This is a genomic window from Methylophaga sulfidovorans, from assembly GCF_900114205.1.
GTDB lineage: Bacteria > Pseudomonadota > Gammaproteobacteria > Nitrosococcales > Methylophagaceae > Methylophaga > Methylophaga sulfidovorans.
Genome location: NZ_FOSH01000003.1, coordinates 63,356 through 85,695 on the forward strand (window position 1 = coordinate 63,356; position 22,340 = coordinate 85,695).

At 44.1% G+C, this 22,340-nt stretch carries 17 protein-coding genes; 15 read left to right on the forward strand and 2 right to left on the reverse strand.

What is annotated here, in order from left to right; all coding sequences use genetic code 11:
- The first annotated feature begins 39 nt into the window (after window positions 1-39).
- Window positions 40-1,614 carry an alkyl hydroperoxide reductase subunit F gene (gene ahpF, locus BM232_RS02965; protein WP_091711700.1) on the forward strand — a complete coding sequence of 525 codons (1,575 nt, stop codon included), beginning with the start codon at window positions 40-42 and terminating at the stop codon, window positions 1,612-1,614.
- A 153-nt stretch (window positions 1,615-1,767) separates the two neighbouring features.
- Window positions 1,768-3,858, forward strand: coding sequence for a hypothetical protein (locus BM232_RS02970; RefSeq protein WP_091711701.1), 2,091 nt, complete (start codon window positions 1,768-1,770; stop codon window positions 3,856-3,858).
- Window positions 3,859-3,885: 27 nt separating this feature from the next.
- On the opposite strand, the gene BM232_RS02975 is transcribed toward BM232_RS02970, so the two are convergent.
- Both BM232_RS02975 and BM232_RS02980 read right to left on the reverse strand, forming a co-directional pair.
- Window positions 3,886-4,551, reverse strand: coding sequence for a response regulator (locus tag BM232_RS02975; protein ID WP_091711702.1), 666 nt, complete (start codon window positions 4,549-4,551; stop codon window positions 3,886-3,888).
- The gene (locus tag BM232_RS02980) at window positions 4,548-5,912 is read right to left on the reverse strand and encodes a histidine kinase (protein ID WP_091711703.1); all 1,365 of its coding nucleotides are present in this window, start codon (window positions 5,910-5,912) and stop codon (window positions 4,548-4,550) included. Before BM232_RS02980 ends, BM232_RS02975 begins: the two co-directional genes overlap by 4 nt.
- Before the next feature lie 306 nt (window positions 5,913-6,218).
- On the opposite strand from BM232_RS02980, the gene BM232_RS02985 reads away from it, so the two are divergent.
- The 13 genes from BM232_RS02985 (at window position 6,219) to BM232_RS03045 (ending at window position 22,321) form a co-directional block, all read left to right on the forward strand.
- Entirely contained in the window at window positions 6,219-7,238 is a 1,020-nt protein-coding gene (locus BM232_RS02985) for an AAA family ATPase (protein ID WP_091711704.1), read from the forward strand.
- A 5-nt stretch (window positions 7,239-7,243) separates the two neighbouring features.
- Window positions 7,244-8,134, forward strand: coding sequence for a DUF58 domain-containing protein (locus tag BM232_RS02990; protein ID WP_091711705.1), 891 nt, complete (start codon window positions 7,244-7,246; stop codon window positions 8,132-8,134).
- Window positions 8,135-8,145: 11 nt separating this feature from the next.
- Entirely contained in the window at window positions 8,146-8,979 is an 834-nt protein-coding gene (locus BM232_RS02995; RefSeq protein ID WP_091711706.1) for a hypothetical protein, read from the forward strand.
- A complete protein-coding gene (locus BM232_RS03000) occupies window positions 8,976-9,992 on the forward strand; it encodes a vWA domain-containing protein (protein WP_091711707.1) in 1,017 nt (338 codons plus the stop codon). The genes BM232_RS02995 and BM232_RS03000 overlap by 4 nt, the downstream gene beginning before the upstream one ends.
- Complete coding sequence (locus tag BM232_RS03005; RefSeq protein WP_091711708.1) at window positions 9,985-10,524, forward strand: MxaK protein; 540 nt, start codon at window positions 9,985-9,987, stop codon at window positions 10,522-10,524. Before BM232_RS03000 ends, BM232_RS03005 begins: the two co-directional genes overlap by 8 nt.
- Window positions 10,521-11,456, forward strand: coding sequence for a VWA domain-containing protein (locus tag BM232_RS03010; protein ID WP_091711709.1), 936 nt, complete (start codon window positions 10,521-10,523; stop codon window positions 11,454-11,456). The genes BM232_RS03005 and BM232_RS03010 overlap by 4 nt, the downstream gene beginning before the upstream one ends.
- Before the next feature lie 90 nt (window positions 11,457-11,546).
- A complete protein-coding gene (locus BM232_RS03015) occupies window positions 11,547-12,566 on the forward strand; it encodes a vWA domain-containing protein (RefSeq protein WP_091711710.1) in 1,020 nt (339 codons plus the stop codon).
- Between the two features lie 99 nt (window positions 12,567-12,665).
- Window positions 12,666-14,270 (forward strand): DNA recombination protein RmuC, encoded by a 1,605-nt coding sequence (locus BM232_RS03020; RefSeq protein ID WP_091711711.1) that lies wholly within the window; start codon window positions 12,666-12,668, stop codon window positions 14,268-14,270.
- Window positions 14,267-14,776, forward strand: a complete 510-nt coding sequence (locus BM232_RS03025) for a L,D-transpeptidase (RefSeq protein WP_091711712.1) — start codon at window positions 14,267-14,269, stop codon at window positions 14,774-14,776. The genes BM232_RS03020 and BM232_RS03025 overlap by 4 nt, the downstream gene beginning before the upstream one ends.
- Window positions 14,777-14,788: 12 nt before the next feature.
- Window positions 14,789-15,835: a beta-N-acetylhexosaminidase gene (gene nagZ / locus BM232_RS03030; protein WP_091711713.1), complete on the forward strand. Its 1,047-nt coding sequence runs from the start codon at window positions 14,789-14,791 to the stop codon at window positions 15,833-15,835.
- Complete coding sequence (locus BM232_RS03035; protein WP_091711714.1) at window positions 15,835-17,595, forward strand: mechanosensitive ion channel family protein; 1,761 nt, start codon at window positions 15,835-15,837, stop codon at window positions 17,593-17,595. The genes nagZ and BM232_RS03035 overlap by 1 nt, the downstream gene beginning before the upstream one ends.
- Window positions 17,596-17,626: 31 nt before the next feature.
- Window positions 17,627-21,124, forward strand: a complete 3,498-nt coding sequence (gene dnaE, locus BM232_RS03040) for a DNA polymerase III subunit alpha (RefSeq protein WP_091711715.1) — start codon at window positions 17,627-17,629, stop codon at window positions 21,122-21,124.
- 96 nt (window positions 21,125-21,220) lie between these two features.
- Window positions 21,221-22,321: a PilT/PilU family type 4a pilus ATPase gene (locus BM232_RS03045; RefSeq protein WP_091711716.1), complete on the forward strand. Its 1,101-nt coding sequence runs from the start codon at window positions 21,221-21,223 to the stop codon at window positions 22,319-22,321.
- The last annotated feature ends 19 nt before the right edge of the window (window positions 22,322-22,340 follow it).

The window sequence follows — 22,340 nt, forward strand, 5'->3', positions numbered from 1 at the left end:
CAGTGTCACTAAACTACTTATAGATTAAGGTAAATTATTATGTTGGATGCAAATATCGCCGGACAACTGAAAGGTTATCTGCAAAACATCAAACGCCCAATTGAATTAGTTGCGGCATTAGATGACAGTGCTAAAGCGACTGAAATGCGCGATTTATTGCAAGAAATCGCTGATATGTCAGCAGACATCACCTTTATTGATGATGCTGATAGCGATTCACGTAAACCGTCGTTTCAGATTAAACAGCCCGATGGACAAGAAAAAATTCGTTTTGCCGGTATTCCTATGGGCCACGAATTTACATCGCTGGTGTTGGCTCTGCTTCATGTCGGTGGGCATCCAACGAAACTCGATCAAGATACGATCGACCAGATTAAAGCGCTGGAAGGGGAATATCGTTTCGAAACCTATATTTCACTTTCATGCCAGAACTGTCCAGAAGTTGTACAAGCATTAAATGTGATGGCAGTTCACAACCCGAATATTTCGCACACCATGATTGATGGTGCGTTATATCAGGAAGAAGTCGACCAGCGGAAAATCATGGCTGTGCCAACGGTTTATCTGAATGGTGAAAATTTCGGCTCAGGTCGTATGAGTCTGCCTGAAATTATTGCCAAACTGGATACTGGTGCGGTTAAGCGTGAAGCTGAAAAAATCAGTGCCAAACAAGACTTTGACGTGTTAATTGTTGGTGGTGGTCCAGCTGGCGCTTCAGCTTCGATTTATGCCTCACGTAAAGGTATTCGTACAGGTATCGTCGCTGAACGCTTCGGTGGTCAGGTCATGGATACCATGGCGATTGAGAACTTCATATCTGTTAAAGAAACTGAAGGGTCTAAACTTGTGGCCGCATTAGAGGAGCACGTGAAAGAATATGACGTAGATGTCATGAATCTTCAGCGTGCGAAAGGTCTGAAAAAGAATGGCAAGATGATCGAGGTCGAACTGGAAAGTGGAGCGACACTATCAAGTAAAACGGTCATTCTAGCCACAGGTGCACGCTGGCGTGAACTGGGTGTTCCAGGTGAAAAAGAATACCGTGGACATGGTGTGGCTTACTGTCCTCACTGTGATGGTCCTTTATTTAAAGGTAAACCTGTTGCGGTAATTGGTGGCGGTAACTCTGGTGTTGAAGCTGCGATTGATTTAGCAGGTATTGTCGGTCATGTGACATTGATCGAATTCAACGGCGAGTTACGTGCCGATGCGGTATTACAGAAAAAACTTTTCTCTCTGGATAATGTTGAAGTCATCACCGGTGCACAGACAACAGAAATTACAGGCGATGACGGTAAAGTTAATGGGCTGGTTTACATTGACAGAGGCACTGAGCAAAAACATACGGTTGAATTAAATGCGGTGTTTGTTCAGATTGGTTTGTTGCCGAATACAGATTGGTTAAAAGAGACCATTGAATTAAGTAAATTTGGTGAGATCGAAATTGATAACCATGGCCAAACCTCATTACCAGGTGTATTTGCAGCAGGTGATGTGACAACTATTCCATATAAACAGATCATTATGGCAATGGGCGATGGTGCACGTGCAGCTTTAGGTGCATTTGATTACCTGATCCGTAATGATTTTGATGATAAAAGTGAGGCAGCTTAGGAGCTAATCCTAACTGTTTTATGAATCAAAGCCTGCTGATGTAAGTCAGCAGGCTTTTTTTTGCAAAGTACTTAACGTTTTTGCAAAAACGATTTTTGTTTGGTGTTATTTTGTTGCACCATGTTAGCTTTTTGAAAAGAACAGGGAGGTGTAATGAAAAAAGCATTTTTTATCGTAGTCCTTATTGCCATCGCTGGCCTCGGTATTTGGAAATATAAACAAGAGCAATCTTCGCCGTCAGCCATCTTGCAGTATGTTCCTGAGGACACCGCTTTTTACATGGGCGGAACCATGAATAAATCGCTATCAGAGTTTTTGGCTGACTCTCCGATTTTAGGTTTTTCTCCATCAGAAAAACGTGCCTTAAATGAAATTCAGTCAGAACTATTAACGGCTGATACACCGGCTGCAAAATTTCTAAACGCGTTATTGACTGACTACAATGAAAAGACCGATGGCACTTATGGGGCGTTTGCTGATTATTTTGGCTTAGCTTCCGAAGGTGACTATGCGACTTACTTACACGGTTTAATCCCTGTCATTAATATGCCGATAGCGGATAAACAAAAAGTCGTTACTTTATTTAAAACGATATCTGAAAAAGCGGGTGTGAGTTTTCAGGAAAAGACCATAGGTAAGCAATCTGTTTTAAGTTGGGTGATTGATAAAAAAAATCTGCAATTGGTTTTAGCCACTACAGATTCTTCTGCTGTTTTAACCATAATCACACCTAAAGACACGGAAACGGACATTGATGAACGTCTTGCCCAGAAACCAGTTCCTGTGTCTTTTGCACATACACTGGCAGATATTCGTCAGCAGCAAGATTACACCGATGATTTGGTGTTTATGTTTGATATTGAAAAGTTAATGAAAGGCTTATTTACGGCTGATGATTCAAGAGCTTCGAAAGATTTCAAACGCTACTTTTCAGACACCCCGTTAGCCCAAAAATCATTAAACGATCCGAATGCTCAACTGTGTCAGGCTGATACCTTGAAACTGATTAGTCATGTCCCACGTGTGCTGATGGGCTACAACGATATGCAAGTGAAGGGCAATCAGCTTATTGCCAAAGTCAGTGCCTTATTAGAAATAAACAATGATATGGTCATGAGCGTTCTCGATAGTCTGCAAGGACATATCCCAAATCATGTACTTAATCCAAACGATAAGATTTCCAGTATGGGACTTGCTCTGGATATGGATAACCTGACGCCAGGTGTCACTAAGTTATGGACGGCATTCACCAACGCTGAATTCAGTTGCCCAGATCTGCAAGAAGCTCAACTTAAGTCTAAACAAATGAGTCCAATGGTGTTGGGTGCGTTTACTGGTATGGCTCAGGGCATAAAAGGTACTGGCTTATCACTATTTGATTTAAAGCTTGATGCCGATAGTGAGCTTCCATTGAAACTCGATTTCTTATTCAGTATTGAAACCACAAATCCAACAGGGATTTTATCGTTGTTACAAATGGTGCCGGAACTGGCCAATATCGGTATTCCAGAAGATGGTAGTGAAGTTGCTTTAGAGCTGCCTCTGCCAGTCGAGTTTCCGGTTTATGCAGCTATTAAAGGCTCTCATGTGGTCGTTTATAGTGGAGAGAAAGGCAAGCAGGCTCTTAATGCAATCACATCAGAAGACTTAACACCAAATGCACTAGGCTTCAGCTCCAGTATGAACTATACGAAATTGGTTGAGCTTATTGAAAGTACTGACTTTAGTGAGCTGCCAGGCACTAGTATGGAAGGCTGTATGGAAATGTATTCTGCACTGGATACGCTTCGTGGCATGGATATGCAGTTAAGTTATCAAACGACAGTGAGGGAGCGTGGCTTGGGTCTTGAAGGCGATATTACCTTCAACAAACCACAATTAAAAATAAGCGATATCGATATTAAGGGACAGTGGAAAACAGCTTATCTGGACGAGACTTGTCATTGGGTTTCTGATGGTGCTGAACAATGGAATGAAGATGGCACAGGGAGCTATAAAGAAAGCAGTGATACAGCAAGTTGCGATCTGTATAAATCTCATTACCAATGGGAAAAAAATGGCAGAACATTAACGCTGACGGATATCTCAGCACCACAGTATCGTGATTCCTGTCAGGATGAGTGGCTGCAGGAAGAGAATAAAGAAACGTTAGTGTGTGAAATGATCAATATCAAAGAGGACAGCTTCCAATGTCTGTACTTCATTGATGGTAGCGAACCTTTCATCTATCAATACACACGTTAATAGATAAAGGTGCAGATTACGCTCTGATTATGTTGCCTCGTCAACCAGCTCTAGCAGGTTGACGAGGTTCATTTTTATAGCGAGACGAGTAAGTTCAATATCGCTGTTTACGCCTAATTTCTTTTTAATGATGTAGTGTGAATTGGCCACCGTTTTTGGGCTGATGTTTAATAAATCAGCTATTTCCTGACTGGACTTAGCTTCCAGCAGAAGTCGTAATATTTCAAACTCTCTGACAGTCAGTTCATCAATGGCTGATTGATCATGTCCTAATTTCTCCATAGCCAGAGCCTGAGCAATATCAGCACTTAAGGTGTGTTTGTTATTGCTTATCTGCACGATGGCACGAATCAAAACTTCCGGATCACTGCTCTTGGTAATATAACCAAGCGCACCAGCACGAGTGGCTTGCAGGGCAAAACTGGGATTTTGATGCATGCTGAATACCAGCACTTTGGCCTGATTATCGAACTGTCGAATTCGCTCGATAGCTTTCAGACCACTTTGACCAGGCAGGGAAATATCCATCACTACCACATCCGGGCGGTGCTCTTTGTAGAGTGTATAAGCCTCAGCACCATCACACGCTTCAGCTATGACTTCAAAATTAGCCTGTTTCTGCAATAAAGCACGATAGCCTTCTCTGACGATGGCGTGATCATCAACTAACATGATTCGAATAGAGTCGCTCATAGTGTGGCTTCCGTTTTTTGGTTCATGGGCAAGATAATGGTAACAACAAGGCCGCCGTTAGTTTGAGTATCCAGGCTCAGATCACCACCCAGTGCGGCCACACGTTCATGGATACCAAGCAGGCCCAATCCATTACTGGTAGAAAAGGCACTCAAGTCGGCCATACCATCATCTTTAATGACCAAGGATACAAGTGTGTCATCTTGAATATCTAAGTTAACATCAGCATTTTCAGCGCTGGCATGTTTGGCAATATTCGTCAGGCATTCCTGCACTATTCGATATATATGTACAGCCAGAGTCTCTGGTAATTCATTAATGTTGCCAGTCAAAGACATGTTGTAGCGGGTTTTACCTGAATTGCGTTGATTCCAGCTCTTTATCAGCTGTTTCAAACTGGTTTCTAAACCAAGTTCATCCAGTTCGGCTGGCCGTAAACGTGTCAATAAATCACGCAGGGCGCTCATCATATGTGCAGTGATGTGGCGGATAGAGTGTATTTCCTCAACTAACTCCGGGCAGGATGATTTTGCTGTTTGTGACACCGAGGTAGTGACGGCATTAATACCTGCGAGGCATTGACCAAACTCATCATGCAGCTCACGCGAAATATAACGATGTTCTTCTTCCTGCGTGTTCATAATCTTAATAGAAAGCTGTTTGTTTTCTGCCAGAATATTTTGCTGAGTACTGACCAGCGCATTAATGGCGTGACTGGTTCGTTTCCACTCGGCGATGTCAAAGTCCGGTAGGCGTACTGCTAAATCACCAGCCCGCATTTTTTCCAAGCCACCTACGATATCCTTTGCTGGTTTTAGCATGCGGTTGATAGTGATAAATACCAAGCAACATAAAGCCAGAATGGTGACGATAAGCACACCTAACGCTGCTTGTAAGTTATGCCAGGCTCGTGCTGTTTCAATATCGACATTTAAGGTGACAAGTATTGTGCCGTACTTGATCGCATTGAAACTCACCGAACGTGTTACTTCGACGCCAGGGTTAAAAAAACGTGTATAAAAATGCCCAAACCATAGGGGGTAATTTTTGTTTGATGTTTGTGTGGCATTACACAAGCTACGCTGACGACTTTCAGTGCGGGATAAAAATTGTGTACATGAGCCGGGCACACTTTCAATTTTTTGCCATAAGCCAATATCAGGAAAAGATTGACTAAAATCATAACGTAGAAACATCTGTAACAGTTGCTGCCTGATCTGATGTTCGATTCTGTTTGCTGTTGCTTCGGCTTCGCTTAAGGCTTGTTGGTTAGTCTGATATAAAACATACCAAGTACTACCAATAATACAGATGACCGCGATAATCAAAATTCGCACAAAGAGTTGAAGTTGTAGATTCATCCGTTTTTCACTGACATAAACATAGGGTTAGTCTAGGAGTAATCAGGGCATCTGCAAAGCGCTGTTACTGGCATCGGGAAATTTGCCCGATGACACTAGGCATATTTCAGCTGAGCAAAGATTAGGATACAGTTCTAATAGTATTCATTCAGTGAGTGTTGTTTACACCTCAAGATATTCATTACTTTATAAAGAATGAAACGGTCTGAATAAAAAATTAAATAGATTAAATTTATGATCCATAATGACTTTTTGTAAACGGACTTGCTAAAGTGACAAAACAAAAAAACCATAAGGGGAGAGAAGATGGCTGAATCTCAGCTTTTACAAACAGCGAGACAACAAGCGCTGGAATTAGAAGGTGTTGTTAACAAAGTCGTAGTTGGTCAAAAAGAAGCCGTTCGGCTGATTTTGATTGCCTTACATGCACGTGGGCACGTGTTACTGGAAGGCGGTGTAGGGGTGGGTAAAACTACCTTACTTCGTACGTTTTCAAAAGCACTGGGCGGCTCTTTTGGACGTATCGAAGGTAGTGTGGACTTAATGCCTAACGACCTGCTTTACAGTGCATGGGTGAATGCTGAAGGTAAACCCGTCATTGATCCAGGTCCGCTGATTAATAATGGTGAAGGAACAGCGGTATTCTTCTTTAATGAAATTAACCGTGCACGTCCTCAGGTGCAATCATTATTACTGCGTGCGATGGCAGAGCGTAGCGTTGAGGCCTTCGGTAAAGAATACCGTTTCCCGCATATGGTCGTTTTTGCTGATCGTAATGCCGTAGAAAAAGAAGAAACCTTTGAACTCAGTGCGGCGGCGCGTGACCGTTTCTTATTTGAAATTAATATCAGCCGACCAACTGACGATGCGATTCGTCGCCAGCTTATTTTTGATCCAGCATTCCATGATGTTGATCAGCTATTAAGTACCATCGGTAAACCCTTACTGGATTATCAGCAATTAAATGCTCTGGATCACGAGATACAACGCGCTATTTTTGTATCGCCTGAAATCGAAAACTATGTGGTTCGTTTGTGGGATGCCAGCTGGACACCACATAAATTAGGTATAGAAATGCCTGATATTTATGTGGAAGATCTCGTTGTAGCCGGCGCTAGTGTACGTGGTATGTCAGCCATGGTTAGAGCTGCAAAAGTGGCGGCATGGCTGGAAGGCAGAGATCATGTCTTACCTGATGATATCCATACTGTCTTATTACCATCGTTGACGCATCGCGTCTTCCTTTCACCTGTATATGAAGGCCGACGTGAACAAATAATGCCGCAATTTGTTCGAGCACTTCGCGATCATATCGCGACACCTTAAGTCGTATGGCTACCAGAAACCTGCCTCAGCAGGAGTTTGTTTATCGCTTTCCAGAGAAGGTGTTTAGCCATGTGCCTGGTGCTCACAGCGGCACAGCATTAGGTAGTGGTGATCGTTTTGCCGGTTTTGCTGATTTATTTGATTATCCTGACCCTCGGCGTTTGGACATCCGTGCCAGTTTGCGTCAGCAGGCGTCGGATATCACCCAGCAAAGTCAGCAGCGCTGGTTGGTAAAACGTTATATGCAGCGTGCTTCTGTCACTCTGTGGTTAATGTCAGATATCAGTCAATCCATGACTGTATCCAGTGTCAATCACGAACGTCTGGCTAAGTTGGCCCATATGATTGCCCATAGTGCCATTGGCATGGGCGATCGGTTTGCCATGACAGCCTTTGATAGTGAATGGCGTCAGGATATGACGATTATGCCGACCAGACAACGCAGTATGCCGGCTTTTGCGGCTGAACGATTGATGGATGCAGCTAAGCCAAAAGCGGCGGGAGCAGCTGGGCTAACACAGGCTACAGACTTGATTAATAGTAAACGGGCGATGGTATTTCTGGCGTCTGATTTCTGTTTTGATCTTAGTTTGTTAGAACAAAGTTTGCGTAAGTTATCTCAATACACGGTGATTCCCATTGTATGGCGACATGATGATGTTGATCATTTTCCGTCCCATGCCGGTTGGGCTGAAACCCGTGATGCGGAAACAGGACAACGGCACAGCGTCTGGATGCGGCCCAGTATTAAAAAGCGTTGGCAACAGCAGATGGAAGATCACTTTTCTCAACTTTCAGCATGTTTTATGCGTTACCGCATCAGACCGCTTTATGTTGAGGGTGATATCACACCACAGCAGTTGACCGAATATTTTTACGCCATGAAAAACTCATAGGAATACAGACAATGAGATTATTTGCTCTGTTTTTATTCACTCTGGTGACAGCTAATGTGTATGCGGAAGATGTCACTATTCGTTTTGATCGTAGCTGGGGATTACTGGTCGGTGACCAAATCCATGCAACGGTCAATTTACCTGTTGATAGTAGTCAACTAGAGGATCATTCTCTGCCTCAGGTTGATAAACGTTATGGACCCTGGCTTCAGTTGTTAGAGCGTAAGTCAAAAGGTTCAGTTATGTCATTGACCTTTCAGATAATTAATGTGCCTGCTCATACCCGGGATGTAAAAACACCTGAACTGGAATTACGTACACAGGATGGTCAGTTTTTAACAATTCCTGCTACGACAATCGAGTTAGGTTCATTTTTGCCCAATGCTGAAGGTAGTAAACATCAGCCTCGTGGCGATGCGGTGTTACCTGCACAACATCATCAACAACTCCTGACAAAGTTGTGGGTTGCTCTTGCTGCACTGGTGTTATCAGTGCTGATCTGGCTGGCCTGGCATTTTGGTTTTCGTCCCCGTCATCGCCTGCCTTTTGCTACAGCGGTGTTTGAACTTAATAAGATGCGTTTCCTTGGCCGTAAAAATGCCGATGAAGCCAGTCGTCAGTTACACCATGCCTTTAATCGTAGTGCGGGTCGTGTGCTGGTCAAAAATGACCTGCCATTATTATGGGCAGAATGTCCGTGGCTGGAGCCCTTAGCCGCTGACATTGAGAGTTTTTATCAGCAATCGGCAAGTCACTTTTTTAGCCGGGAGCCGATGGAACAAAAAAGTTTTGCAGAATCGCTTGAGTTGGCTAGAAAATGTCGTGCTAAGGAGAAAATGGCATGATGCTAGCTGGCTTTGAATGGGGCCATGCCTGGCTCTTGTTTTTGTTGCCGCTGGCTTTATTACCCTGGTTTACTCATAACCTTGATAAAACAGTGGCATGGGTGAACCTTGTGCCGGTTGACCCTTTATCAAGAGTGATCAACCTCACACTAAAAGCGTTGGCTTCATTGGCAATTGCAAGCCTGATTATTGCTCTGTCAGCTCCTAGTCTGCCGGAACAAAAAAGGGAGCGTGTTGGCGAAGGGGCTGAAATTGTCTTATTGCTGGATCGCAGTCGAAGTATGGATGATCCTTTTGCCGTCAAAACACAGGCAGCGTCAGTGAGTGTGGGTGGAGATAACTCCAAACGTAATGTTGCTCGTGATTATTTAACGGAGTTTGTCAAAAATCGCCCGGATGATCGTTTTGGTTTTGTGTTTTTCAGTACCAAAGCTATCAATCTTTTGCCTTTGACTTATGACAAAGAGGCTGTTCTGGCGACCATTAACGCTAATGCATTGGGTAAGGGCTTATCCGACACCAATATGGCTGAAGCGCTGTTAAGCAGTGCCAAAATGTTTGAAGGTCAGCCTTATCGTGGGTCCCGGATTGTCTTACTGGTCTCTGATGGTGGTCAGATATTAACGGATGAGGCAAAAGAGAAGATTGCCAAGATTTACCGTGAAATGAATCTGACTATCTACTGGATATATCTTAAATCCAGACAGGAGATGACACTTGAAGCAAGTGATAATGACAACTTGTTATGGGTTGATATTCCGGAGCGAAAATTACATACATTCTTTAAATCTATAGGTGTGCCATATCGTGCGTTTGAAGCCGGTTCTTTACAGAGCTTTGCTGACGCCTTAGCCGAAATCGACAGACGCCACTATCAAACTCTGATTGTGGAAGAAACACTACCGCATGAGCCTAAAGAAGATGTTTTTCTTTGGCTGGCGCTGTTAGCGATGTTGTTACTGGCAAGTTCACATTTATATACATGGTGGGGAGTGAAAAAAGCCCATGAATAAAAAATTACAAACACTACGTGTTGTGCTGATTTTATTGATTATTTTCAGTGCTGCTTCGGCGATCTATTTCGGCATGAAACTGTGGCAGGAAATACAAATTGAACGCTACATTGCTTCACCATCCAGTAGTGAAGACGTACCTGATGATCCTCGTGCACATTTTGCCAAAGCGACTGATTTTGAAAAGCAGGAGAAACATGAGCTGGCCCTGGATCAGTTAACCATTGCTTTAGGTAATGCACCAAAAGAAGTGATGACACTGGCTTATTACAATCGCGGTAATATCAATTTACGTTCAGCGCTGGATATGACTCAGGCGGATGCCCGTCAATTACCTTTAATTGAATTAGCGAAACAGGACTTTCGTAGTGCTCTGGCTCTTGATCCTGATATGTGGGATGCCCGCTACAATCTGGAAGTGGCTTTACGCACAGTCCCTGAAGATCCGGATGTAAATCCTGACTTTGAAAAAAATATCATTAGCAGCCAGCGTTCTATTGAAAGTAAAGCGTTTAAGGTAGACCTTCCATGAGATTGAGTTACCAAAAACGTATATTGCTGACAGCGATTATCATGGTGACAGCATTAGTTTTAGTGATGGCTGCATTATGGTTTCCGCTGGTAAAACGCGATGTCAAAATCATGGATGCTATTTTTGTTATCGATATCACTGACAGTATGAATGTTAAGGATGTTGAGCTTGATGGCAAAAAAGTCAGTCGTCTGGAATGGTCTAAAGAGTTTGCTCGCAGAACACTGTTAGAAATGCCTTGTGGTGCTCATGCTGGTCTGGCCATCTTTAGTGAAGCAAGAAGTTTGATTTTGATGAATCCGGTGGAAGTGTGTTCTTCCTATCATGATCTGACGCAGATGCTCGAGCAATTTAATCCCTATATGGCTTGGGCGCGTTCCAGTGAAGTGTCAAAAGCGGTCTACACGGCTATTCGTCAGGCTAAAAAGATTGATCCAAAACCAACGATTGTTATGTTTACGGATGGTCATGAGTCGCCGCCCATTAACCCGACATTGTTTCCTAAATTTGCGGGTACACCAGGTGAGATTCACGGCATTCTGGTCGGGGTTGGGGGCGATGAATTACTGCCAATACCTAAAACCAATGATAAAGGTGTGATTGAAGGTGTCTGGGGTGTGAATGAAGTCATGCACGAAGATGTTTATGCTTCGATGAGAGCGGATAAAGATGTGAACCCGAATAAACCCAGAACAGAGCATTTGTCTTCACAGAAAAAATCACACTTAGCTACATTGGCGAACCGTGTGGGATTTGCTTTTGTGTCTTCGCCTAAAGATCCGCTTGATTTGGTTGATACTATTCGTGATGAGTCCAATACCCGTGAACAAACTATTGATTACGATTTGTATGCCTGGTTTTCTGGCGCGGCCTTATTGCTGATTTTATTGGTGTTTTTACCTTATAGGTGGTTTGTACGAATAGACGACTAATCAATATACGGAGTAGCTTGTCTGACATGGACTGTCATTATTTGAGGGTGTTTCAGCGCTCCTTCAGACCTGAGTGTGTGGGAGCGCATAATGTTTGAGCTCAGTTGGGCTCATCCTATCTTTTTCTACTGCCTGCCATTGGCTTTATTGCCCTGGATTTTTCAAAACACAACAAAAAAAATAGCCTGGCAAGGTTTTATCCCTAAAGATAGCTTGTCAGGAGTGCTTTTTGTACTCAGCAAGCTAGCCGCCTCAGTTGCGATGATTTGTCTCATTTTAACGCTGGCAGACCCTTATGTTCCCGAACAAATAGTTGAACGCACCCGTCAGGGCGCCGAGTTTGTCATCTTGTTAGATCGTAGTCGTAGCATGGATGATCAATTTGCCCGCCCACCACGTAACACTCTGCAACGTTATACCGGTGTTAAACACAGCAAACGTGAAGTATCACGGGATTATCTTACTGAGTTTGTGAAACGTCGCCCGGATGATCGTTTTGGTTATGTGTTTTTCAGCACGAAAGCAACGGAAATTTTAAAGCTGACCTATAACAAAGACGCTGTGCTGGCGACTATCAATGCTGGTGGTCTTGGAAGAGGAATATCACAAACCGATATTTTCAAAGCACTTAGTCTGGCGGTAAATATGTATAAAGATGAACCTTATCGTGGTTCACGAAATATTTTGTTGATCTCTGATGGTGGGCAGATTTTATCTACGGAGCAAAAACAGTATCTGCAGGACGTCTTTAAAAAGATGCGCTTGAATTTATATTGGATTTACCTGCGTTCGATGAGAGGAATGACACTGGACCCAAGTGATAATGACAACCTGTTGTGGATTGATATGCCTGAACGGAAATTGCATAAAGCTTTCAAAACACTGGGTGTGCCATATCAGGCTTTTGAGGCGGGATCATTAGACGAATTTGCACAAGCTATTGATGAAATTCATAAACAACAATCACAACCATTGATTGTAGAAGAACGTGTGCCTAAACAGCACCATCATGATCTATTTTTATGGCTTGCGTTACTGAGTTTGTTTCCTCTTATGCTGAGTCGTGTTATCACAGTATGGGGCGTTAAAAGGGCGGCTCATAAGCACTAGCGAATATCGCATTTCTACGCTGGCTTTGTTATCTTGTAAGGCTTCTTCAGCAGTCCTATTGAAGGCTGATAACTCACCCTATAACCAGCAGGAATCACTATGCTAGAAAGTCTGTCGCCCGATCAACCTATTGGTTTATTTGCGATTGTTGCTGTGGTTTCTGCTGCACTGGCTTATTTAGTATTTGCTTTACGTCATAGCCGCAAAACAGCCGAATTACAAAACCAAATACACGCATTACAACTCAGTCAGAGTGGTCAGGAGCAACAATTACAAGCAGCATTGGCTACTGAGTCACGATTAACTTCAACACTGGATGAACATAAACAGCAGATTCAGCAACTGAATCAAACGCTGGAGCAAACGAAACAACAGTTGCATCAGGCCGAAAAACAATTTGAAACAGCGCAGGCCAATAATCAGTCGCTGCAACAACAGTTCAATGATAAAAAAGCCGAGCTGCAACAGCGGGTGGAAGCCTTTCAGGCATTACAAAAAGACTATCAGTCTTTATCAAACCAACATACTGAACTCAAAACCACCTTAAACCGTCGCGAAGAACACTTCAAAGAACAAATGGCGCAGTTGGCAGATACCAAACAATCGATGACCAAAGAGTTTGAGAATCTGGCGAATAAGATTTTTGAAGAAAAGGGCAAGACCTTTACCGATACCAGCAAATCCAGCATTGATGTGTTACTGAAACCGTTTCGTGAGCAGATTGAAGGTTTCCAGAAGCGGATTAACGACGTGCATGATGCGTCGATTAAGGGTAATACCAATCTCAATGCCGAAATTAAAAAGGTATTGGATATCGGTCTGAAAATGAGTGAAGACGCGCATAACCTGACATCGGCTCTCAAAGGTGATTCACAGCAGCGTGGTGCCTGGGGTGAGGCTCAACTCAGACGGACTTTGGAAATGAGCGGTTTAATTGAAGATGCCCATTTTGAAGTACAGACCGCGTTTAAAGATGCTGACGGTAGACAGAAACAGACGGATTATCTGATTAAACTTCCTGACAATAAACATATCATTATTGATAGCAAGGTCTCACTTAACGCTTATGACCGTGCCGTATCTGCAGAAACGCCGGAAGCTTATAGCCTGGCGATGGCCGACCATATCAGAGCAGTGCGTAAACATATTGATGATTTGGCTTCAAAGGATTACACCAATGTTGTCGGTATGCGTAGTCCCAGCTTTGTGTTGATGTTTATGCCAATTGAGCCGGCCTATATTGAAGCATTGAAAAATAATAAAGATCTGTTTGAGTATGGCTATAAAAAAGGCATCGTACTGGTATCTCACACGACCTTAATTCCTATTTTAAGGACGGTATCAAATCTGTGGATGATGGAGCGTAGTAATGCCGAAGCACGCGAAATCAGTGAAAAAGCAGGGGATATTTATAACCAGGTCGCGATTGTGGCTGAACGTTTGCAAAAATTGGGCAATACACTCGGCACCGTCAGTAATCAATATAATCAGGTCATCAAAGGTATAGCGGGCAAACAAGGTCTGTATGGCAAAGTGGATCGCTTTGGCCAGTTATCGACAAAGGTCAGTAAAACACTGCCGCAACTGGAAACTATTGAGCGTGATTATGAGACTGAACCTCTCACTATGATTGTTGAAGCAATAGAGGAAGAGGATGACTCCCATTTATTGCCACATACAGAAGAGCCCGTTAACAACGAATGAATAACACTGACCTTATAAAAGACAATGAAGTCTGGCTGGATATTTCACTAACACAGCAACATTGCTGGTTGCGTCAGGCGGATAAGGTGTTGTTTGAGGCATCTGTCTCCACAGCTCTAAATGGTCCTGGCGAACAAAATGGCAGTGGTTGCACTCCGCGTGGCTGGCATCAAATTCGTGCAAAAATTGGCGACAATCAGCCTATCAACAGTGTTTTTGTTGGACGACGTCCCACTGCTGAAATTTTTAACTCAGCATTAAAAGAGCAATTCCCCAATCGTGACTGGATCCTGACACGTATTCTCTGGCTTAGCGGATTGGAAGTCGGTAAAAACCGACTGGGAAATGTTGATACAATGCGCCGGTATATTTACATCCATGGCTGTCCTGATGATCTGCCGATGGGGGAAGCACTCTCTCATGGCTGTGTGCGTATGCGTAATCAGGACGTAGTGGCTTTGTTTGATCAAGTACACACTGGTCTCAAAGTCTGGATCCACGAATAAGGTTAAATCACTATGGCATTAGGCCCATTGATGGTCGATTTGCTCGGTACTGAGCTGAGCGAAGCAGAAAAAGAGATTCTCAAACATCCGCTGGTGGGTGGGGTGATTTTATTTACCCGTAATTTTGAGTCGGTAGAGCAGATTACCCGTTTATGTGACGCTATCCATCAACTGAGACAGCCACATCTGCTTATCTCTGTGGATCATGAAGGCGGCCGTGTACAGCGTTTCAGAAAAGGTTTTAGTCGATTACCACCGGTGGCAGCTATTGGTAAGGAATATCATCAACACCCTAAACTGACACTGGAAAGAGCAGAACAAACCGGCTGGTTAATGGCGGCGGAATTACGTGCGGTCGGTGTCGATTTTAGTTTTGCTCCAGTACTGGATTTGGACTATGGCGTTAGTCAGGTGATTGGTGATCGTGCTTTTCATCGTGATCCGTTGGCGGTGACCGATATTGCCCGTGCCTATATTCAAGGTATGAAACGTGCCTGGATGTCGGCGGTAGGAAAACATTTCCCCGGCCATGGTGCAGTAGAAGTCGACTCACATCTGGGCTTGCCTGTTGATAGCCGTCATCTGGAAGATATGCTTCAGGCTGATATGTTGCCATTTACACGTTTATGCCAGACAGAGCTGGCGGGCATTATGCCTGCACATATTGTCTATGAGAACAATGACAAATTACCGGCCTGCTTTTCGCCGTTCTGGTTACAGGAAATGTTACGCGGTAAGCTAGAGTTTCAAGGCGCTATTCTGAGTGATGATCTGAGCATGGAAGGGGCAGCTATTATGGGCGGCCCTTTAGAAAGAGCCGAAGCAGCATTGTCTGCAGGCTGCGACATGGTGTTGGTATGTAACAATCCAGGTAGTGTTGAACAGGTGATTGATGGTTTGAAAGTCAGCACCGATCCGTTGAGAAATGCACGCTTGATGCGTTTGCATGGCCGACATTCGATGCCACGCCATGAGTTACAACAAAGTGCTGAATGGAAACAGGCAGTTCAAACTGTAATGGATTACGCACCCGATCCTGAGATGGAGTTAAATCTCTGATGATAACTAGGTTGCTGTTTTTCTTTTTGATGATATCGAGCTTATCAGTACACGCTGGTGGCGGAATTAATCCTGCTGCTATTGTCGGAATGCCGAGCAATACCAGCCAAGAAAAAGCAGACGATGAACCGGTTGAGAGACTCAATCTGACACAGCCCAGAATCACCATAAAACAATTTATCAAAGCGATGGATAGGGTGGCTGATGGTGACAACAGCGCCATAGAACACGCTGTTTCAACATTTGATTTATCCGATGTCAGTCCACTTATACGAACAGAGCGTGGCCGCGAAACTGCACGTTTGTTGTATAACATTATGCAAATCACTAAAACACCAAAACTTAGTGAGATTCCCCAAAAGCCTAAAACCAAGCAATACACTTATTTGCGAACCGATAAAGGCGATATCGTGCTGCAGCCCGATGAGCAGGGAGATTGGTTATTCAGCCCAGAATCAATTGAAGCCATTCCTGATATTTTCAATGACCTTAGCCATAATAAAGAGCTGCTTAAAAAATCCTCTGCAAAAGTGTCATTACCTATCAGTGTCAGATTACGCTCAGACATACCAGACTTTTTGAAATCGGGGTTTTTATTAGAATATTGGCAATGGATAGGTTTATTCCTGATTATTGTTATTGGTTCAATTGCAGATAAAACACTCGCCTTTTTATTAAAACTGCGTATAAAACGCCGCAAACATCATGATGCTCTATATACCGAGCTGGATGATGATGTACTTCGACCGATAGGCTTAATGGCCATGGCATTGATGTGGTGGTCTGGTTTGAATTTACTTGGACTACCCGATACGGCCTTACTGATTCTACTGGTGGCGGTGAAGATATTGGTGTCTATCTCAGGCATCTGGAGCGCCTTCCGTCTGGTCGATATTTTTAACGCCTATTGGACCGTGCGGGTTAGTAAAACCCAGACCAAATACGATGACTTATTAGTGCCAATGATCACTAAAAGTATGAAGGTCTTTGTCGTTGTGATGGGGATTGTCTTTGCTGCCGATAATCTTAATATCGATGTTACCAGTCTATTAGCAGGTCTTGGTCTTGGTGGTTTAGCCTTTGCATTAGCGGCTAAAGATTTATTAGGTAATTTCTTTGGATCGTTAACGGTACTGATGGATCGTCCTTTTCATATCGGTGATTGGGTTGTCATTGGTGATGTCGAAGGTATGGTGGAAGAGGTCGGTTTTCGTAGTACACGGATCCGCACGTTTTATAATTCATTAGTCACCATGCCAAATTCCATATTAACGACAACCAAGATTGATAATATGGGCGCGCGTCGTTATCGTCGTATGCTGACAAAATTAGCTGTGACCTACGATACGCCACCAGAGAAAATTGAAGGTTTTTGTGAAGGTATTCGGCGTATTATTCAGTTGCATCCCTATATGCGTAAAGACAACTACCAGGTCTACTTCAACGATTATGGTGCAGATTCATTAGATATCCTGTTGTATGTATTTTGGGCTACCCCAGACTGGAATACAGAGTTACGAGAACGTCATCGCTTTTTATTGGATGTGCTTAGATTGGCGCGTCAAATGGAAGTCGAGTTTGCCTTCCCAACCCAGACACTTTATTTAAAACGCGGCGAGAATGGTGTACCAAAAGCCTCACCTTATTCACCTGCAATGAGTCAGGAAGAGGCGTTTGCCAAAGGCCATGCAGAGGCTGAGTCCATTGTAGGCCAGACACTCGGCGATAGAATTCCGGGCCCGGTTGAGTTCCCTCGCTAGATTAATCATAGAAAATAGGTTTAATACATTAATGCCAAAATCGTTTGTCCACCTTCATTTACATACTGACTACTCATTAGTTGATGGTTTAGTCAGGGTGAAACCCTTGGTCAAAAAAGTGGCTGATGAAGGTATGCCTGCTATTGCCATCACCGATCATCACAATTTATTCGCGGCAGTGAAGTTATTTAATGCGGCGATGCAGGCTGGTGTGAAACCGATATTAGGTGCCGATCTGCGTTTGCGTGATCCGAATGATGCGAAGCAAAGTACACGTTTTGTGTTGCTGTGTATGAATCTGGAAGGGTTTCATAATCTGTCACGGCTATTATCAAAAGCCTATATGGAAGGTCAGCACCTCGGTGTACCGATGCTGGAAGCAGACTGGTTACAGGGGCAAACCGATGGATTGATTTGTTTATCTGGCGGGCGTGAAGGTATTTTGGGTAAAGCCTTACTCAATCATCAGAAAGATGAAATTGAACAGCAATTGGCCTTCTGGCAGCCATTGTTTCCTGATCGTTTGTACATGGAGCTTATCCGTACCGGACGCGAGGATGAAGAGCGCTTTATCCGCGCTGCTACAGCGTTAGCTGCTGAAAAAGACTTACCAGTAGTCGCGACTAACGATGTACGCTTTTTAACGCCGGAGCAGTTTGAAGCGCATGAAGCCAAAGTGTGTATCCACGAAGGTCGACAACTGGATGATCCGCGCCGACCACGTAATTACTCTGAGCATCAATATCTGCGTAGCGCTGAAGAAATGACCTCCTTATTTAAGGACATTCCAGAAGCGATAGAAAATACCGTTGAAATTGCTAAGCGTTGCAATCTTCAACTCACATTGGGTGAACATTACCTGCCCGATTTCCCGGTACCGGAAGGTATGACTATTGAGCAGTTTTTCAGTGAAGAGTCTTTTAAAGGTCTCGCTGAACGCTTAGACGTGCTGTTCCCGGAGGAAGCTGACAGAGAAGCGAATAAAGCCCGTTATGAAGAACGTTTGCAGATTGAGCTTGATGTTATCAACCAGATGGGATTTCCAGGCTACTTCCTGATCGTTGCTGACTTTATTCAGTGGGCGAAGAATAATGATGTGCCAGTTGGGCCCGGACGGGGGTCTGGTGCTGGTTCATTGGTGGCTTATGCTTTAAAAATCACCGACCTTGATCCCTTGCAATATGACTTGCTGTTTGAACGTTTTCTTAATCCTGAACGTGTTTCCTTGCCTGACTTTGACGTCGACTTTTGTATGGATGGTCGTGACCGGGTTATTGAGTATGTATCACAACATTATGGTCGGGATCACGTATCACAGATTATTACCTTCGGGACCATGGCTGCCAAAGCGGTACTGCGTGACGTCGGGCGTGTATTAGGTCATCCCTACGGCTTTGTTGATCAACTGGCAAAATTAGTCCCGTTTGAATTAAAAATGACGCTTAGTAAAGCAATGGAGCAGGAACCATTGCTGAAAGACCGTTATGACAATGAAGAAGAAGTTAAAACCCTGATTGATTTGGCCTTACAGCTGGAAGGGTTAACCAGAAACGTTGGTAAACATGCTGGTGGTGTGGTTATCGCGCCAAAAGTATTGACCGAGTACACGCCCATCTACAGCGAGCACAATGGTGCCGGTCTGGTTTCGCAGTTTGATAAAGATGATGTGGAAAGCGTCGGTCTGGTGAAGTTTGACTTCCTGGGTCTGAAAACGCTGACAGTCATTGACTGGGCGATGAAAAACGTTCGCACGCTGCTGCCGCAAGAAGAAGCCGATAAAATCGATATTGCCAACTTACCGTTGGACGATAAACCGACTTACGCCTTATTGAAACGTTGCGAGACAACCGCAGTATTCCAGCTTGAATCGCGTGGTATGAAAGAGCTGGTCAAACGCCTGCAGCCAGATACCTTTGAGGACATCGTTGCCTTGGTGGCTCTATTCCGACCCGGTCCATTGCAATCAGGCATGGTGGATGACTTTGTTAACCGTAAACATGGTCGGGCAAAAGTCGATTATCCGCACCCTGATCTTGAACCTGTATTGAAGCCGACCTACGGGGTTATTGTTTACCAGGAACAGGTAATGCAGATCGCCCAGATTCTGGCGAACTATAGTCTTGGCGGCGCCGATATGTTGCGTCGTGCGATGGGTAAGAAAAAACCAGAAGAAATGGCGAAGCAACGTTTGTTGTTCCTGGAAGGGGCAGAAAAACGAGGCATTGAAGAAAAAGAAGCCGGTCCTATTTTCGACTTGATGGAAAAATTCGCTGAGTATGGTTTTAATAAATCTCACTCTGCAGCTTATGCCTTGGTCGCTTATCAAACCGCATGGTTAAAAGCGCATTATCCAGCCGCATTTATGGCGGCCGTATTATCTGCGGATATGGATAACACCGATAAAGTCGTTGGGCTGATTGATGAATGCCGTGATATGAAACTGAAGGTGTTACCGCCGGATGTGAATCACAGCAAAATCAAGTTCACCGTCGAAGATGAAAGAACGATTCGTTATGGCTTAGGCGCGATTAAAGGTGTCGGTGAATCAGCCCTGGCCGGTATCGTGTCAGAGCGTGAACAGGGTGAAGCTTTCAGTTCGCTGTATGATTTCTGCCGCCGGGTAGATATGCGTAAGATTAACCGCCGGGTGATGGAGTCGCTGGTGAAAGCCGGCGCAATGGATTCACTGGGTGGTCATCGTGCCAGTATAGAAGCCAGCCTGACTAAAGCCATGCAGATTGCCGATCAGCATCGTCGCAATAAAGATAGTGGTCAGAATGATTTGTTTGGACTCAGTCCAGAAATCGATAGTGGTCAGGATGAACCACTGGAACAAGCTGCGGAATGGGCAGAAGAGCATTTATTACAGGCTGAAAAAGATACCTTAGGTTTGTATCTAAGCGGACATCCGATTGATCGCTATCAGCAAGAACTGGCTGAATTTATTCCCAAACGCATTAATGAACTGGATGCGCCAGAATCCAAAGGTTATCAGCGTAATGAAAAGCCTGTGTTAACCGCTGGCCTGGTGGTGGCGATTCGCACCATGAAGTCGAAAAATGGTGGACGTATGGCTTTCATCACACTGGATGATCAGAGTGGTCGTCTGGAAGTGCGGGTGTTTGCTGATGTGTATGATCAATATCAGAGCTTTATTCAGCCAGACAAACTGGTGGTCATACAAGGCAAAATCGGACAAGATAACTTCACTGGTGGTCTGGCGGCGACAGCAGAAAAAGTGTTTGATATTACCGGGGCGCGTGAAGCCTATGGTCAGTCTCTGCAGATCAATATTGATAATAAAGACAAAGTCAGCCAGTGGATTGAGCAAATGAAAAATACGCTCACACCGTTCAAAGGCGGGGCGCTATCACTGGAATTGTTATATCAGAACGAACAGGCAAGCACAGTGATCATGTTAGGTGATGACTGGCAGGTTACTCCTAGCGATACTTTAATGAGTCAATTAGCTATGCTGCCGGAAAGCCAAAAAGTCATGGTTAGATACCGTGCTGCGATAACAAACTGAGCACGACGTAAAGCGTGAAACACATAATAGTATGGAAACTCGCATTGTTGTAGGATAAACGCACTATCTGAGCATTGTTGCAAGAGGACTCGCAAAGTGGATATGACACCTTATTTCAGACTGATGGCAGACAAGGATGCCTCAGATATGTTTTTCTGTACCGGGACTGAACCCCATATCAAAATTCAGGGCATTATCAGGCCGGTTGGCACGCAGAAATTAGCGCCGGGTGATGTGAAAGAAATGGCTTATTCGATGATGACGGATGAGCAGGCAAAAGAATTTGAAAACACGCTTGAGATGAACTTTGCTGTCCCTCTGAAAGGAGTGGGTCGCTTCCGGGTCAATATTTTCCGTCAGCGTGGCGAGTGTTCGATTGTGATTCGTTACATCAGAACGACGATACCTACCTTTGACCAAATTGGTTTGCCTGATGTGCTCGGTGATGTGGTGATGGAAAAACGCGGGCTGATTCTGGTGGTTGGGGCGACAGGTTCAGGTAAGTCAACCACGCTGGCATCGATGATTGGTCACCGCAACCGTAATTCCAGTTCACATATTCTCACTATTGAAGATCCGCTGGAGTTTGTGCATAAACACGAACGTTCTATAGTGCAGCAGCGTGAAGTCGGTATTGATACTTTATCTTACGAAAACGCCTTAAAAAATGCTTTGCGTGAAGCTCCGGACGTGATTCTTATTGGTGAAATCCGTGATATGGAAACCATGAAACACGCGATCAATTACGCTGAAACTGGTCACTTATGTCTGGCGACACTACACGCCAATAATGCTAATCAGGCGCTCGACAGAATCATTAACTTTTTCCCTGAAATTTTGCACCGGCAGCTATTGATGGATTTATCGCTGAATTTGCGAGCCATTATTTCTCAACGTTTATTGCCTACCAAGGAAGCCGGGCGTGTGCCAGCGGTTGAGGTCATGCTGAATTCTCCCTATATCTCAGATTTGATCAATAAAGGAGAAATTGGCAGTATCAAAGATGCCATGCGTGACAGCAATGAAAAAGGTACCATTACATTTGATCAGGCGCTGCTTGGTTTGTATCGCAGTGGTAAGATCACAGAAGAAGACGCATTGATGAATGCCGATTCACGTAATGATCTGAGTCTGGCTATTCGTCTTGGTGATGACAGTGCCGGATCAGATGCTCCAGATGAATTAATTCTCAGCTAAGTCTATTGTTGGCTTAATG